14 protein-coding genes are annotated in these 16,893 nt (G+C 49.4%); 1 reads left to right on the forward strand and 13 read right to left on the reverse strand.

Features of this window, described 5'->3' with window-relative positions; translation table 11 throughout:
- Positions 1–64: 64 nt before the first annotated feature.
- The 12 genes from AC0LWM_RS01555 to AC0LWM_RS01610 form a co-directional block, all read right to left on the reverse strand.
- Positions 65–1,660: a helix-turn-helix domain-containing protein gene (locus tag AC0LWM_RS01555; protein WP_474673142.1), complete on the reverse strand. Its 1,596-nt coding sequence runs from the start codon at positions 1,658–1,660 to the stop codon at positions 65–67.
- The gene (locus AC0LWM_RS01560) at positions 1,641–3,377 is read right to left on the reverse strand and encodes a sensor histidine kinase (RefSeq protein WP_474673526.1); all 1,737 of its coding nucleotides are present in this window, start codon (positions 3,375–3,377) and stop codon (positions 1,641–1,643) included. Before AC0LWM_RS01560 ends, AC0LWM_RS01555 begins: the two co-directional genes overlap by 20 nt.
- Positions 3,378–3,539: 162 nt before the next feature.
- Positions 3,540–4,349: an alpha/beta hydrolase gene (locus AC0LWM_RS01565; RefSeq protein WP_474673143.1), complete on the reverse strand. Its 810-nt coding sequence runs from the start codon at positions 4,347–4,349 to the stop codon at positions 3,540–3,542.
- Positions 4,350–4,374: 25 nt separating this feature from the next.
- A complete protein-coding gene (gtfA, locus tag AC0LWM_RS01570) occupies positions 4,375–5,844 on the reverse strand; it encodes a sucrose phosphorylase (protein ID WP_474673144.1) in 1,470 nt (489 codons plus the stop codon).
- A 27-nt stretch (positions 5,845–5,871) separates the two neighbouring features.
- Positions 5,872–6,828, reverse strand: coding sequence for a carbohydrate kinase family protein (locus tag AC0LWM_RS01575; protein WP_474673145.1), 957 nt, complete (start codon positions 6,826–6,828; stop codon positions 5,872–5,874).
- A 135-nt stretch (positions 6,829–6,963) separates the two neighbouring features.
- Positions 6,964–7,896, reverse strand: a complete 933-nt coding sequence (locus tag AC0LWM_RS01580; protein WP_474673146.1) for an alpha/beta hydrolase — start codon at positions 7,894–7,896, stop codon at positions 6,964–6,966.
- A gap of 53 nt (positions 7,897–7,949) precedes the next feature.
- Positions 7,950–8,777, reverse strand: a complete 828-nt coding sequence (locus AC0LWM_RS01585; protein WP_474673147.1) for a ChbG/HpnK family deacetylase — start codon at positions 8,775–8,777, stop codon at positions 7,950–7,952.
- A gap of 123 nt (positions 8,778–8,900) precedes the next feature.
- Positions 8,901–9,887: a LacI family DNA-binding transcriptional regulator gene (locus tag AC0LWM_RS01590; RefSeq protein WP_474673148.1), complete on the reverse strand. Its 987-nt coding sequence runs from the start codon at positions 9,885–9,887 to the stop codon at positions 8,901–8,903.
- Positions 9,888–9,955: 68 nt separating this feature from the next.
- Positions 9,956–10,780 carry a carbohydrate ABC transporter permease gene (locus tag AC0LWM_RS01595; RefSeq protein WP_474673149.1) on the reverse strand — a complete coding sequence of 275 codons (825 nt, stop codon included), beginning with the start codon at positions 10,778–10,780 and terminating at the stop codon, positions 9,956–9,958.
- A complete protein-coding gene (locus AC0LWM_RS01600; RefSeq protein ID WP_474673150.1) occupies positions 10,780–11,661 on the reverse strand; it encodes a carbohydrate ABC transporter permease in 882 nt (293 codons plus the stop codon). Before AC0LWM_RS01600 ends, AC0LWM_RS01595 begins: the two co-directional genes overlap by 1 nt.
- 1 nt (position 11,662) lies before the next feature.
- A complete protein-coding gene (locus AC0LWM_RS01605; RefSeq protein WP_474673527.1) occupies positions 11,663–13,021 on the reverse strand; it encodes an ABC transporter substrate-binding protein in 1,359 nt (452 codons plus the stop codon).
- 726 nt (positions 13,022–13,747) lie between these two features.
- Entirely contained in the window at positions 13,748–14,971 is a 1,224-nt protein-coding gene (locus AC0LWM_RS01610) for an MFS transporter (RefSeq protein ID WP_474673151.1), read from the reverse strand.
- Positions 14,972–15,098: 127 nt separating this feature from the next.
- On the opposite strand from AC0LWM_RS01610, the gene AC0LWM_RS01615 reads away from it, so the two are divergent.
- A complete protein-coding gene (locus AC0LWM_RS01615; protein ID WP_474673152.1) occupies positions 15,099–15,974 on the forward strand; it encodes a LysR family transcriptional regulator in 876 nt (291 codons plus the stop codon).
- Between the two features lie 84 nt (positions 15,975–16,058).
- Here the strand turns inward: AC0LWM_RS01615 and AC0LWM_RS01620 are convergent, their stop codons facing one another.
- A complete protein-coding gene (locus AC0LWM_RS01620) occupies positions 16,059–16,745 on the reverse strand; it encodes a CAP domain-containing protein (RefSeq protein WP_474673528.1) in 687 nt (228 codons plus the stop codon).
- Between the last annotated feature and the right edge of the window lie 148 nt (positions 16,746–16,893).

Consider the following 16,893-nt stretch of genomic DNA (forward strand, 5'->3'; position numbering starts at 1 on the left):
CGTTCATCAACGACCGAAAATGCGGGAAAACTCTACCTCCTGCAGGAAGTAGAGTTTTCATCTGTTATCGGACCGAGTTATGTTTCGCACGATAAGCATTCGGCGTTTCTCCCGTTAATTTCTTAAACACGGTAGAGAAGTAGGAAATATTATCGAAGCCGGTTTCCGAAGCGACAAGACTGATACTCGCCGTGCTTTCGATCAGCATTTGTTTAGCCATCTTGATCCGATATTCGTTCAAATACTCTTTGATGGTAATTCCCGTTTCAGTCTTGAACGCTTTGGCCAAATAATCCGGCGTCAAATATACGCTTGCAGCAACGTCTTCGCGACTCAGATCCCGATTGTAGTTCTCTTGAATGAATCGTTTGACGCTCGCGACTACCCCTTCGGACTGCCGCGTCTCATTGATGGTTTCAATCGTTTTCTCCGTAATCAAATGCGCCCACTTCATAAAATCGAAGACGCTGTTTTCGGATTTCTGAAATAGATGTTCCGCTACGTCATCGGCGAATAGCCGGTGCGCTTGGATATTGTTTCTGGCAAGGTGCGCATAGACCACTTGAAGAAAATCTTCACGAATCGAATGAAGGGTTTTCGGATCAAGCTTGGTTTGGCCTGCAAGCGTCTCCAGATCCTTCTTCAAACGGTTTACGATTTGAACTTTCTCCTTCTGGACAAACAATATCGTAAAAAGATCGATATCTAGCGCATACCGGTCTTTTGTATCATACTTGAATTCATCGTTTTGGAAATGTAGGATTCCCCTGAAAATGATATTCGATTCGTCCAAATTCTCCATTTCCGTTTTGGCGTGTGCCAACTTGGAGATGGCCATTTCCTCGCTGATATAGCATGTGGCAACGCATTTCAGGTATTGCTTACACAACCGGATAAGACGTTCACCGTTCGTTTTCAGTCTGTCCGTATTGGCTCCGCCGTCCAAAATGATCGCGCTATATAACAGGTTGTCCGTTTGATAAGATATGACCCGGTCATGATTCGGATGATTGAACAAGACTTCCGAACTCAGATTGCTTAGCGCATAATGAAACGTGCTTTCGTTCCACTTGCTATCGATCTCAGGTTTTGCGACACTCACTAGAAATAAAATATACGTTCCGTCTATGGAAAGAGATAAATCCCTTTTGCGAATTTCGCCTTGAATCAAATCAAGCCTCGGCGAGATGATGGCGGTCAGCACGTCTCTCCAGAAGCTTTTTTCCACCAAATCTTTATTTTTCAGCCATGTAAGACCAAGCTTGCTATACTCGCCGAGCATTCTTTTCCGCTTGAGCGCTTCAACCGACTTGAGCAGAACCGCTTCCAGCTTTAGTTTGTCAAGCGGCTTGACGAGGTACGAATCGGCGCTGTAGGTAATGGCAGTCGACGCGAAATCGAAGCTCTCATGGCAGGTGAAGAATATGAAGGCGCAATCATAATCATGCTCACGGACCCATTTGATCATATCGATACCGGAACCTCGGGGCATTTCAATATCGCATATAATCAGATCGGGTACGCCCTCGTCGAAAATTAATTTTGCATCTTGGATGTTATGGGCCGTCATGACTTGCGTGATGCCATATTCTTGCCAGTTCATCATATCGCGAAGAACCTCGACGGTTGGAATGTCGTCGTCAATCAACAAGCAGCGCATGACGTTCCCCCTTTGGAGTGATATCGCCGCCATCCTGGATCGGCACCCATAATTCGATTTTGGCGCCTAACGGCTCAGCGTTCGAAAGTTTCATAAGATCTTCTCTTTTATAGAGCAGTTGCAGCGTTCTTCGTATATTCGCGATTCCCACTTGATCGCTTTTATCGACCGAATGGAATTCCGAGGCTTCGGCTGTCTGCAATACATGCAGCGGGAACCCCTCGCCGTTATCTTCAATGATAATTTTGACGTATGGCTTGTCATCCATCATTTCCTTGCTCGCTCTTATAAAAATAGAAAGCATTTTCCCGTAGATCATTGCGTGCTTAAAAATATTTTCAACAAACGTCTGAAGTAAAAATTGAGGGATCCGTATTTGCCCTGCTTCGGAATCGATGTCCGTCATGTAAAAGATTTGGTCGGGATAACGAATTTCCTGCATCCGAATATAATTCTCCACATGCTTTATTTCCTCCTGGATCGGGACTAAGATAAGCCCTCCCTTAAACATATATCTTAAATGTTCGGACAAGTGCTGAATCAGCTTTCGGATTTCCTCGTTTTTATTTTGGTACGTCAAACTGGAGATCGTTGAAATCGCATTCAGAAAAAAGTGAGGCCTGATTTGCATTTGCAAATACTTTATTTCCGTGCGGCTTCTCTCGATCTTTTCTTCATACGTATGGATCTTCAAATCGGTAATTTCACGCACCATCGATTGAAAGGAATGAAATAATTTCGTAAATTCCATGGAGTAGCGTCCCGGAGGCATGTGAAAATCCCGTTGTCCCTTCTCGACATCTTTGGCCGCTCGTACCAGCTCCAGAACCGGCTTCAGTATATCCCTCGCCAAAAATCTCAATACTATGGGTACGACGATAACGGAAATGACGCCTAAAGAAATAATGATCCATTGGATCAGCTTTAATCCTGAGAATACGCTTTGCTTCGCCACCATATTCGTCATCTGCCCGAATTCCGCAATCGGCTCGGATATAAAAAGGTAGCTTCTTTCATACCGATTCCTTAATTGTTCCAATGTTAAAGAAGAAGCTTTGTTTAATCCGTCTTTTGTAGAGGCAAGAACATATCCATGCCGCTCGGTTAAAACATAAGAGTTAAGATTAGCCCCATCCCTACTCACGATGGACAATAAGGAGCTCGCTTTTATGAACGATCCGAATGTCATGTTCGAATACGTAATGTATTTGAATAAATAATGCGTTCCGTGAATTTCGAAATCCGTCCATTCATCGATTTTTCCGTCAGGTTTGGGTTGGAATTCGTCCTTGTTCATAAAATCGAAAAGCATCAATTTTTCGCTGGAATCAATACGGTTTCCGAATTGCACGAGAGGTTTGTCTCCATTGTGGAACTTGATGAACATTCCATCACTTGAATAGTTGCTGGACATTTTGACTTTTAATGCACTCATCAGCTGCATCGACTTGAAATACCGGCCGCTCTCGCTTGGATTGGAATCGTTCATTGCAGCATCGATGTTATTTTCAAACACCTCAGTCAGGTCTTTAGAGAAAATGTTTAAATTGTTGTGGATGTTGTCGACATAGATTGCGAGTGTATTCCGGGAATTATTGAGTGAATGATTCTGGACCACTTCCAGCGAATAAATGTTGCTCAAGAGGAGAACGGAGAACAGAATCGCCAGTATAATGGTTAATGAAGCGGAAAACTTGAAAACGATGCTGTTCGTCATCACCGCATAGCCCCCTTCCGGTACGCACCTCTTCCATTATAATCTCGGATAAACAGGATGAATAATATCAAATAAAGGAATGCGCAAGCCCCTGAAAGGGATCGGGACGCCAATAAGGCTGCCGATTCCTACACAGGGGCAATGAATGATGCGGATATGGGCTTACTCAGTCGATGAGAGATCGCTTATGGCCCATTCCAATGCTTCACTAATGTATTCATTCCAGAAGTCCCAAGTATGGGATCCCGCGCTCTCTCTGTAAGTATGAACAATATTCTCCCGAATTAAAAAATTGCGGAAACGACGATTCACATCGAGCAAAAAGTCCTCGGTGCCGCAAGCCATAAAAATCTGCGGGATGGCGGAGTTCGTTTCCTTCAACCGCATGACAAGCGCTTCCGGATCTTTATCGCTTCCCAATAGACTGTTCAAATCGCCAAAAACGCGCGTGAAGTATTTGTAGCCGGCAACGCCGTCATGATAATCCGGAGTTGCGTTCGCGATTCTATAAGGAAGCAACGCCGATGACAGCGCCATGATTCGGCTAAAGTGATGCGCATATTTGAGTCCGTTCCGAATGGCGCCGAATCCGCCCATGGACAAACCGCCGATCCATGTATCCTCTCGATCGGAGCTTAGCGGAAACAGTTTACGCGTGAACTCCACCAGTTCGTTGCCTACATACTCCCCGTACAATTCCCCTTTGTCCTCATCGTCGACGTAAAAATGATTTTCTCCGGAAGGCATGAATACGGCAACGTTGTATTTGTCTGACAGCTCCCGAATACGCGAGAACATGATCCAATCCGCATAACTGCCTGAATAACCGTTCAGCAGGTATAACGCCTTCTTAGGCGCAGCCTCAACCGGAGGCAGTCCCGGAATTTCCGGGCGGTCCATCGGTAGCAGCGCGGTAAACGTTACTTCTCTTTTCATTGATTTCGAGAAAAAGTTAATTTGCATGGTTGCCATGCGATACGCCCCTTTGGAAGGATTTTTAAACGGTATAGTCGAGCTTGTGTCCATCTTTATCAACATAATGAATCATTGATTGATATGTCTTCAGGTTTACATGCAATTCGCAGCTCAGTTCCCCTTTCTGCCAGGAAAGCCGAACTTCATCATCCGCCGAAGGAAGTACGCTGAACTCGCCGTCGAACGCATCGTGCGTATTTCGGAATCGGATCAGCCGGAGCAGCCGCTGAACGACTTCCTTCTCAAGCGATTGCTCGATTTCCTCGACGGTGTAATTGTGGCGGTTAATTTCGCGCCCCTCGCCGGACGCTTCTACGCGCTCGAAGTCATTTTCTCCGGCAAGCAAGCCCACATAATAAACCTGGGGAATGCCCGGAACGAAAAATTGAATCGCCCTGGCCGCCAAATACGCATCATCGTCGCAAAGGAGCGCGCTGTAATACGTCGTGCGAATTTGATGGACGTCGAAGCCGTCCGCCGCTTTATGCTCATCCGATAAAATCAAGCTGAGATTGGCGCCTCTTTCCACGCAAAGATCGACCAATTTCCTTGCCTCCTTGGTGTCAATGAGGCCGTCCATGTCCGGCTTAACGGGAATGCCGTCGTGGCAATCGAGCATGGTGAACTGCTTGTGCGGGCGAATCTTCAGATAATGGAGCAATTCCCGGCTGGACCGGTTCACGAGCGCTTCGAGCACCCTGTACGGCAGGATGAAATCGTAAATCCAACAGCCGTGTTCCGCCAGCTTGAACTGCGTGCTGTAGTGGGCGTGAACTTCCGGCAGCAGCTCGATACCGAGGGAGTCCGCCATTTCCTTCACCCAATCGAGAAACGCATAGATTTCCGGCTCCACGAAGAAACAGCTTGTCCCAAGCTTTTTGATGACGTACCCAACCGCGTCCAGCCTGACGATTTTCACATTCTGCTCTTTAAAATTCGTAAAAAATTCGGTTAACAGCTGTTTCGTCTGCGGGGAGCTAATATCCAAATCGATTTGTTCGGAAGGATCGGTCTTGCCGAACGTCGTCCAGACCTTCATTTCTTCGCCGGTTTCTTCGATCTTGAAGGTGGAGTATGGCAGCGGCCTGCGCAAAAACATTTTGTCGATTTCCGCTTGAACCGGCTTCCCGTCATCCCAGATTTTATCCAGCGTCAAAAATAAATCGGCATATGCGGAAGCTTGTCCCTTGGCGAGGAAATCTTGAAAATAGGGCGATTGCCTCGAGATGTGATTGACCATCAAATCGACCAAAATATCGAATTTTTCCCCGATCGCCCGAATATCTTCCCATGAGCCGAAGCTCGGCTCGATCTCCAGGTACGTCAGCGGAGCAAATCCGCGATCCCCGGAAGAAGGAAACGGCGGCAGGATGTGAACGCCCCCGGTGCATATATCTGCGAAATGTTTCAGAAGAACATCGTGCAGCGTCTTGAGATTTCCTCCCATGGAATCGGGATAGGTGATCAGCTGCACTTGATTTTTCAGCGTCATTCGTAAGCCTCCTACACTTCTTAACTCCTACAGGCCGAATTGTTCCTTAATTGATTCAAGATTTGGTAAATCCACTACCGCGCCTGTAAATTTCAACTTATAAGCGCTAACGGCAAAGCCAAGCCCCAACGCTTCCCTGATCGTGTATCCTTTGACGACAGCCGCGTAAAAACCGGACCAGAACGCGTCGCCGGCGCCTGTCGTATCCACGACTTCGGCAGCTAACGTGCCCAAAGCGACCGTTTCCCTTCCGTTCGAGACGATCGCCCCCTCCTTGCCTAACGTCATAATCACCAGCTTGGCGCCCAGCTTCAAAAACTTCTCGACTTGATTGGCATGCGAATCCGGCCCGAATAGCCGTTCCGCGTCGTCTTCCGAAGGCTTGACGATATCGACTTTTGGGATGATCGATTTGACATACGCAACGCCATCCTCGTCCCGCTGCCAAATCATCCGGTGATAGTTAGGGTCGAAGCCGATCAGCAGCCCGAGCTTTCTTGCCTCATCGATGACCCGTTCAACCGTATGGCGTGCCGGAACCCTCGAAAGCGGCCAGCAAGAAAAGTGGATCGCCTTGGAATGGTTAAGAGCTTGTTCCAGCGATGCATTATAAGCCAATTGATAGTCCGCCCCCCGATAAAATATAGGGATGGGCGTTGCCCGGCTTTTCGTAACGACGACCAAACTGGTGGATTCGCCGGTCCTCTGAATCCCATCCGTATCCATGCCCGCATGCCGCAATCGGTTCAGCAGGAAGGTGCCGAGGCCATCCTCCCCTACGGCCGAAACGATATGGGACCGAATGCCAAGCCGATTGGCGTTGATCGCAATGTTGGAAGGTGACCCTCCGAAAAATTTCGTGTACCCGTCTCGCTCGAAGGCATCGTCATAATCATTCGAGATCATATCGACGAGCAATTCCCCAACGGTCAACAGGTCATTCGTTTTATGTTCAAAGGTTAATCTGTCATCCAGATCAAACACTCGTTCACCCCCTCCGAAATTATTGTAGTGCGGCCCATAACGGATTTCTTCAAAAAATCCGCTCTGTTTTTTCAAAAAAAAGGCCGATCGCGACTTCCGGTCCGATCGGCCTCATTCCATCAGATTGCAAAAACTTCAGCGGTTTAAAGCTCTTGCCAGAGCATAGATGTATCCGACTTTGGCGCGTTCGCTGACCTCCGCATTCGGAACAACGTGTTCGAAGCCGTGATAGCATCCGGGATAAAGCTGAAATTCAACGTCGACGCCGGCCTGTGCAAGCCGCGCAACATATTCGATCGTCTCGTCGCGGAACGGATCAAGCTGGCCTACGCAAGTATAGACCGGAGGCAGGCCGGCCAGATTTCTCGTGCGGCTCGGCGCCGCATATGGAGAAATGTCGCCATGGGCATGCTCACCGAGATACATCGTCCAGGCCGCCAAATTGTTGGCCCTGTTCCAAACCGCAGGGTCCGTAATTTCGTGGCTCGATGGCGTTACGTTGCGATCGTCGATCATCGGGTAGAGCGGCATTTGGAAGCAGATCGCAGGGCCGCCCCGGTCGCGGGCCAACAAAGCAAGCGCCGCGGTCAATCCCCCGCCCGCGCTCGCTCCGCCGATCGCCAGCCGCGACAGATCGATATTCCATTCCTCCGCGGCGCTGGCGAGCCATACCAAGGCAGCGTAGCAGTCCTCGATGGCAGCCGGAAACGGATGCTCGGGTGCCAGGCGATAATCGGGCGAAATGACGACACAGTTCGCCGCTTGAACGAAGCTTTCGCACAGACCGTCATCGCCGTTTGGGTGTCCCAGTACATACCCGCCGCCATGGATCCATAGTAAAGCAGGCAGCTTTTTCCCCTCTCTCTGAATCGGTTCGTAAATCTTGATCAGCATGTCCTGAGCGTCGGCGCCCGGTATATACCGTTCCGTCACTTGAACGGATTCAGACCTCTCCGCTGGAGGTATTGCGGTTTGCCTTACTTTAGCCAGATCATCGGGCAGATGAAGAGGCGGCAATTGCGCTACCCCCTGTCTTAATTCCGGAGCCACTCTGCTTATGAAATCCATTGTTAAATCCTCCAATATCGTAACAAGTTAATAACGGGAACATTGCGGTGTTGTCACGTGAAAAACCATTCGTGAAGCGGCGGCAGCTTTTCCGTTACCTGAATCGCTTCATCATATCGAATGGGTACGATTCCTTTCTTGCTGCATAGCTCAAGAATATTCGGATCCGTAAACAGCTTCGCCTCGAGCACCCTGCCGGCGGCAAGCTTCTCGCCCGAAATGTGTTGATTTCCCAAGCTTCTCATCTCTTCGGTATCGATCGCCGGATGGCCGAGATACAGATATTGTCCCTGATCGGCCGCTTCCAGGCGGGAGACGATGTCATCGAGCAGATTGTCCGTTGCTTTGACCCGTCTTAAGGTCGAGCAGTAGCGATTCCAGTAAAGTAATCCTTCTTTGCCGGCCCACTCGATCATCCGTTCTTCCATTCCCGGCACGTGATACTCGGGAAACATGTGGGTATCGACATACGTAATTCGGAACCCTATTGCTCGAAGCTTGTCCAGCTGCGCCTGGATCTCCAGCATGATTTCGTCCAAGTCGGGCTTGCGAATATCAAATGTTTGCGGCGAAGGCATAAACATCCCGTTTTCGTCGACCAAGGTGGATGCTTGCGATACCGGCAAAACAGGCCCCCACTTCACCGCATCCCATTCCGCGTTCAGAGTGGCATGCAAGCCGAAACAAATCTCTTCACGCCCGGCCAACATTTCCGCGGCTTCTTCAATAAACCGGCAGCAAGCCATTAAGGATATATTTTTTATAAATCCGGCTTCGAGCGACTGTAAGATGCCGACATTGGCTGCATGGGAGCTGCCGCAATCGTCCGCTCTTGTGATGAGACGGATTGCGGGTTCCGCTTCGTTCGTTTCCCAGATCAAGGTTCAGCCTCCAAATTCCTCTTGTGTTAACCGGTTGACATTTTGTACAAAAAAGACACGGAGAGCACGAAGATTCGGTCAACAACCTTCGCGCGGCCTCCGTCGTCAGTTCCATTCCAGCACTCATGTCGTACCTCGTTCAATAAGCGTGACCGAGAACGTGTTCAATAAAGGAACCTCTTCGCCATCAATTTGTTTGGCGATCAATTCGATCGTACATTCGCTCATTTCCCGAATCGGTTGCTTGACTGTACTTAGACGCGGCGATACAAGCGATGCGATCATCACGTCATCGTATCCGATGATTTTGATATCTTCGGGAATCCTTTTGTTTAATTGATGACAAGCCTGAATCACTTCGGCGGCAATTACATCGCTGCTGGCGAAGACGCCGTCTACGTCCGGATGTTCATGAAAAAAACGAATGATGTCATGCTCGTTTTTGGCGTCAGCGTCGGTTGCCGAGAGCTGCAAATGAACGGGCTCAATCCCTGCGGCTTGCAGCTCCTCGTCAAAGCCTTGCGCTCTTCCGCTAGCGAGCAAAGCATGGTGATGAGGCCCGCCGATTCCGCGGTATACATAAGCCGGCTTGCGGCAACCTTTGCCGATGAAACATCGCGACGCCAATTTGCCTCCCATGACGTTATCGGAAGTTACGATCGGGATATTCTCCGCTACGGTTCGGTCGAAAGAGACGATCGGCAAATTCAAGTTAAGATAGTGCTGCACGTCCAATACCGAGCTGCCCATAATAATGGCGTCCACTTGATTTTTCTTCAGCATGTCGATATAACCGCGTTCCTTGGCTACGTTGCGATTCGAATTGCACAATAGCAGCTTATACCCTCGCTGGTCGGCATAATACTCAAGGTAATAAGCTAATTCGCTGAAAAAAGGATGGGATACGGCCGGAATAATTAATCCGATCATATTCGACTTTCTTCTGAACAACGCGCGGGCCATTTCGTTCGGCTGGTAATGCAGTTCCTTCATCGCCCGATGTACTTTATCCCGCGTCGCTTGACTGATATATCCCCGGTTATTGAGCACGCGGGAAACGGTCGTCACCGAAACCCCCGCTTTTTCCGCTACATCTTCGATTTTAGGCATTAAGATTCACCTTGCTTTTTTAACCCATTATAAGCCAAGCGCATTACATTTTCATGTCTTCGCCCGATTTATTTTAAGGCCCCTTCCGTAATTCCTTGGATGATTTGTTTCTGGACGAAAAGATATAACGCCAGCACCGGCGCAATGGTCATCATCAATCCGGCCATTAAGGGCGCATAATCCACCGAATACGAAGAGAAAAAAGTAAACGTCGACAGCGGCAGCGTCCTCTGATCCGGCGACAGCAGCACCAGACTGGGCAGCAAATAATCGTTCCAGATCCAGAGCACATCCAGCACAATAAGCGTCACGAAAACCGGCTTCAACAGCGGCAGCACAACTTGGAAAAAAGTTCTGAGCCTCGAGCTTCCCTCGATAAAAGCCGATTCTTCCAGCTCATACGGAATGCCTTTGATGAAACCGTGAAACGTAAATACGCCGAAGGGAACGCCAAACCCCAAATACATAAACAGCAAAGTTCCTTTCATATTCAGCAGCCCCATATTTCCGTATAGCATGACAAGCGGAATCATCAGCACCTGGAATGGCAGCGCCATCGATGCCAGCATGGTAAAAAATACGGCGGCGTTCACCTTCCATTTGAACCGAACGAACAAATACCCTGTCATCGACGAAAAAATAAGGATGATGAGCACCGCCGCTACAGTAATCATCAAGGAATTGACGAATCCCTGCATGAAATCCATGTTGTCGAAAGCGCTGGCGTAGTTGCCGAATTCGAGGCCTTCGGGCAAAGATAACGGATTTTCGGTAAACTGCTGCGTTGTTTTGAAAGAGTTCATGACGATCAGCAGGAAAGGCGTTAAAAATACGAATAAAAACAAATACAGAGCTGCGGTTTTTGTCCGTGAAATGAACCGCTGTACCTTCATTACGCTTCAACCTCCAATCGCTTGAGCAAATAAGATTGCGTTAGCGCAATGAAAGCGACGACGGCAAACAAAACAACGGCCTCGGCCTGACCGATTCCATATTGGTTGGACAGGAACGCTTTTTGAACGATATGGTAGGTGGCCAGCTCCGTTGATTGAAACGGCCCGCCTTTCGTTAAAGCAAGGTTAATATCGTAAGTTAAAAACGAACGGGAAACGGAAATAAAGACGCATATGACGATGGCCGGAACGGTAAGCGGCAATATGATTTTTCGAACGGTTGCAGATCTGTCGGCTCCGTCAATGCTGGCAGCTTCCAGCACGTCTTTGGGTACGCCGGTGAATCCTGCGATGTAAATAATCATAAGATAGCCAACGAGCTGCCAAGCCGTCGCAATGACGAGCGCCCAAAATGCGGTATCCGTGTCCGTCAGCCAAGACGATTGAAACAGGGTCCATCCGTAATGATTGCCGAGGTAAGGCAAAACTTGCGAGAACAGCGTCTGCCACAAATAGCCGAGCACGATGCCGCCGATCAAATTCGGCGTAAAAAAACCGGTCCGCAGCCACTGCTCCCCCTTCCCTCCTCGAGTCAGCGCCAGCGCAATGAAGAATGCCAGCAAATTGGCGATCAATACCGTAAACAATACATATTTGAGGGTGAACACCAACTGGCCGAGGAACTGTGTGTCGCGGAATACTTCGGCGTAATTCGCAAAGCCGACCAACCCGCTGTCAGCCGTTCGAACATTCCAGTTCGTGAACGTCAAATACAATCCGACGATGAACGGTACGATAACAACGGCGGCAAATGCAAATGTGGATGGACCCCCGAATAGCAAAAATGTACCCGCATTCCTTATAAACGTTTTTTTGCCCATTTTATTTACCTGCGTACGATTTCCAATAATTTTGAACTTCATCCGCAAGTCCTTTGCGATCGATCTTCCCTACTAAATATTTTTGCATCGATGCGCCCGTCTTGGACCAATAGTCTTGCGGAAAATAGTTGATTACGCCGATATTGAGAACTTGTCCTTGATCAACATAACGGGTGACGGCATCGGAAATGACATTTGTGCCTTTGGCCTTTACATCTTTGTAAGGCAGCGACAGCCCCATTTTGGAAACGATCGCCGTTTGTCCTTGCTCGCTCGTAACCAGCCATTCGATAAAAGCTTTGGCTGCCGCCTGCTGCTCGGGAGATGACCCCGCTTGATCGATGGCCAACAGCTTCGGTTCGCTGTAAGCGACTTGTGCGTTGCCGTAATCCGCCGGATTATTGCTGATCGGCACCGGAATCATGCCGAACTCTTGATCTCGTCCTTCCAGCGTCCCAATGACAGCCCAAGTCCAATCTCCCATAAAGTAGAACGCTGCGTTGCCCTTGGCGAAATCTCCGCTATCTTTCATGTAGTCTGCAACAAGCGGATCGTTTTTTCTCGCATTGTATTTCTTTAACAAGTCGAACGTATCCATCAGACCGTTGAATTGCGGATTGTCGGCCAAAGTGATGCTGCCGTTCTTCAAGCCCTCGACGAATTTGCGATTCTCTTCCACGCTCTTCGATTGCAAGGAATAGGTCAATCCGAGATAATGAGCGCCCAGGGACCAATCGGCCCCATGAATCATCACCGGCGCCTTGCCGGCAGCTTCGATTTTTTGGAACAACGCTTCCAAATCATTGCGGGTTTTCACCGAAGCCGGATCAAACGTCCCTCCGATCGCTTCCTCTACCACTCGCTTGTTATACAGCAAGCCATATCCTTGAGCCGTCCACGGAATACCGAGCAGCTTGCCGTCCAGCAATGCGCCTTCGATCGCCCCCGGTTTTGCCAGCTGTTCATATTTGGCTTTCTCCGGCTCTAAATCCAGGAATTTGTCTTTATACTGCACAATGGTTCCCGGATCAAGATTGGCGATGGTAGCCGGATTCCCGGACGCCAGCAAAGATTGAAATTTCTCGAGCTGCGCCCCGCCGACCGGCGTCGGAATCAATTCAATGGTCACATTCGGATGAAGTTCATGATACGTTTTGAAAAGCTCTTCAAACACTGCGTTCACTTCGGCGGACGTATTGAAGAACGTAAGCTTGACCTCCTCGTTCCCGGTCGTCCGCTGCGTCGTTTCCGCTCCTTCAGATTGTCCCGAGGCGGGGCTTGGGGTATTGCTTTTTGCACAAGCCGACAACAAGATAAGCAACAAAACGAAGCAAATTCCAGATGTAATTCTCTTTGTCATTTTCACGACTTTTCCCCCTAACAAAGTTTTTGAATGCGCATTCATTTTCGGCTTCATCGTTATGATAACCGGTTGTCATATGATATGTCAACCGGTTATCATATATTTTCATTATCCATAAGCGGTTAGACTGGGGAGTGTCCGGGGAGAAACGGGGGCGGGGAGCGGGTCGAGCAAAAATAACTGGAAAATATGTATGTAATTCGACAGGGAGTAAGGTGTGTGTGAAAAATAACTGGAAAACCTGTATTTAATTTTGTACGATTCCCTCGAAATCGCGGAATTTAGCAAAAATAGATGCATGTTTTCCATTTATTGTTCTTGAAATGGTCGAATTCGATAAAAATAACAGCATGTTTTCCAGTTGTTATTGAGGAGACGCTATGCTCCGTGCTGCCTACTACCTGCCTGCTGCCTGCTCCCCTACCGCTGTTGCCTGCTACTTGCTACTTGCTACTTGCTACTTGCTGCCTGCTCCCTGCTACTTGCTGCCTGCTCCCTGCTCCCTGCTCCCTGCTCCCTGCTCCCTGCTCCCTGCTCCCTGCTACCTGTTCCCTGCTTCCCCTCCCTCCCCCAACTTCTTCCGCCCCTCCCCTGCAAATAGCATTTTCGTATAAAAGAAACGAAGGATACACGGCTAGCCCCGCTCGAATCAGGGCTTCGCTTGTAAAATACAGGGTGAAATTTATGCTTTCTTATAAGCCGTGAAAGTTCGTAGCCCTCGAATTATACGGCTTTTGTTGCCTTATGCAAAAATTTCGGCTGTCTTGAGCTTCCGACTTGAAACGATATAACAACCGAAATGAACAGCAGCAAACATATAAGAGCGGCTAGTCCGTTCCAGCCGAACCGGTCCAGCGCGATTCCGCCGAGCCATCCGACGAGGCTGGAACCGGCGTAATAGAACATCAAATAAAAAGAAGCTGCGTTCGTTTTCGATTGTTTGCCTGCCATCAGGCCGACCCATCCGCTGGCTACCGTACGACCCGCGAAAAATCCGAAGGCGATCGCCGCAATGCCGACGATTTTGACGAGGAGAATCCCGCTTAGCGTTAACAGAACCCCTAACATAAAAATGACCATCGCTGCGGCAATGACGCGCTTTCGGCGATAACGATCCGCCAGCTTGCCGAACCAAATGGAACTCCACGTTCCGACCAGATTCACGACGAACAAAAATCCGATCGCCGTCTGGCTTACATGATAAGGCGCATGCGTCAGCGGGTAGCCGATATAGTTCAAAACCGCAACGTACCCGCCCATCAGTAGAAAAGCGATCACGAACAAATAGAGCAAATTGGCGTTCAGCAAAGTTGTCTTCGTTCCCGCCGCCCATTGCCGCCATGTGTAGTTACGGGGCGTCCGCGATCCTTGACGAGGCGCCGGAAATGCCGCCAAAAAACAACAGCTGAACAGCAAACTCACGATGCCCAGCACCAGCATAGCGGACCGCCAGTCGAACCAATCCGTAAACGAGCCGATAATCGCGCGTCCCAGAAACCCGCCGATTGCCGTTCCCGCCACGTAATAGCCCATCACCTTCCCGATCGCTTGCGGAGCGAACTCCTCGTTCAAGTATGCCATCGCCACGGAAGGAAAACCGGCAACGCTGAGCCCGAGCAGCAAGCGAAAAACAAGAAACAGCGGATAGGAATGAGCGAACGAGGAAGCTACGGCAAATACGGAAGTTAAGACGAGCGACAAACTCATCGTCGTTTTCCGACCCCACTTGTCGGACAATACGGCCACCGCCAGCAAGCCGACCCCAAGCGCGATCGTCGATGCGGAAATCGAAGCACCCGCTGCGGCGGGCGATATATGATACTCCTCCGTCAATCGCGGGATCAGCGGCTGCGGACTGTATAAATTGGCGAATGTGACGATGCTGCCCAGCAGCATGCCCGCAGCTGCACGCCGATGTGCGGCGTTTCCGTTGTTCTTTTCGTTCATGCGACTCGCTCCTTCTGCGCTCTAGTTGACAACTCCAGTATAGGAGCAGATAATGAAAACGTATAATGCATTGTTTTCATTGTTTTTATAACGTTGATGTAATGATAAAATACTGAGGTGTCGGGATATGGAATGGCAGCAGCTTGAATATTTTCACACCGTTGCCCGTCTGCAGCATATGACCTTGGCTTCGGAAGCGTTATCGATTACGCAGCCGGCGCTCAGCCGGTCAATCGGCCGTCTGGAGCAGGAGCTCGGCGTCCCGCTATTCGATCGGAACGGACGCAACATATCGCTGAACCGGTACGGGCGCGTTTTTTTAAGCCGTGTGGATCGTATCATGGAGGAATATGCAGCAGGAAAACAGGAGATCGGGGATATGCTTCATCCGGATCGCGGGGAGTTGTCGCTTGGCTTTCTTCATACGCTTGGCGTTCAATATGTCCCGGAGCTGATCAAAGCGTTTCGAGAGGTCTATCCGGACATACGATTCCAGCTTCATCAGAACAGCACTCATATTTTGCTCGAGCAACTCGCTTCTGGAGAAGTCGATTTCGTCCTCGCTTCTCCTCGCGATGCGAAACTGCAAATCAAATGGGCGCGGCTATGGAGCGAAGAGATCTTCGTCGTCGTTCCGAAAAGCCACCGGCTGGCCGGCTCTGGCTCCGTCCTGCTGGAGGACATTCAAAGCGAACCGATCATTTCGTTCAAACAAGGATATGGGCTTCGCAAAATTACCGACGACTTATTTCGGGAGGCGGGGGTTCATCCCCATATCCGATTCGAGGGAGACGAGGTGCATACGATTGCCGGACTGGTCGCAGCCGGGCTTGGCGTAGCCGTGCTTCCGGAGACGAAGGGGATCGATTTCAGCAGTCTCGCCTTGCTTTCCATACGAAAACCCGAATGCCAAAGAACGATCGGGCTCGCTTGGGTCGAGGGTCGATACCTTTCACCTGCGGCGGAGCGGTTCCGCCGGTTTGTCATCGATTATTTTCATTAAATTTGAATTGCTCATGCAAAAACACGCCCCATTGGGCGTGTTCGGTTCATGCGTATCGTAACGAGAAGCATGTGCCTTATATCTTTAGCCGATAAATTCTTGAACCCACTCACTGTTGTAGTAAGCGATCCCGATTTGGGTGAAGCTGGTATTCAGGATGTTGGCACGATGCCCGGGACTGTTCATCCATTGGTTCATCACTTCCGTAGGGCTCGTCTGGCCTTTGGCGATGTTTTCTCCCGCCGCGTTATAGGTAATTCCGTTGGCCTTCATTAAATCAAAAGGAGATCCATACGTCGGAGACTGGTGGTCAAAATAATTATTATTGTACATATCCTTCGCTTTAATCATCGCCACATTCGAGAGGCTGGCGTTCATGCTCAATGGCTGCAAGCCCGCATTCGCTCTTTCTTTATTCACGATATCCAAAACTTGCTGCGCGAACTGGGAGGAATCCGCAGGCTGTTGCGGCGATGGTTGCTGCGGATTTGCAGACGGAGCCGCCGGGCTGCTTCCTTGTCCTTGATTGCCTCCGATTAAACCGCCCAACCAGTTCGAAATGTCATCGGGGGTTTCCTTCATCCGAATCGAAGATTTCCCCGCATTCGTTGTAGAAATCGACGATGCCTGTGTCAGGGTAGATCGGATAGGAGCAGAACTGCGGGATTGTGTCGTAACCTTAGGTTGATTCGGAGTTGCTTGTTTGTTTGAATATTGATTGCTCTTGCTCGTGCAGCCTGTGATCAGGAATAATGTGGCGGCAATAACTATAATTCGTTTGATAATAATACCTCCTTGACCGTCAAAGTCATGACGCTATCGATCAAAGGTTTTGCAAAGTGCCGTTGAATTATTCAAGCGCTCGCCCCATTTGAGCAACTAAAAACACGCCTTCATTTTCTTTGGGCGTGTTTGATTT

The organism is Paenibacillus sp. sgz302148 (assembly GCF_056120465.1).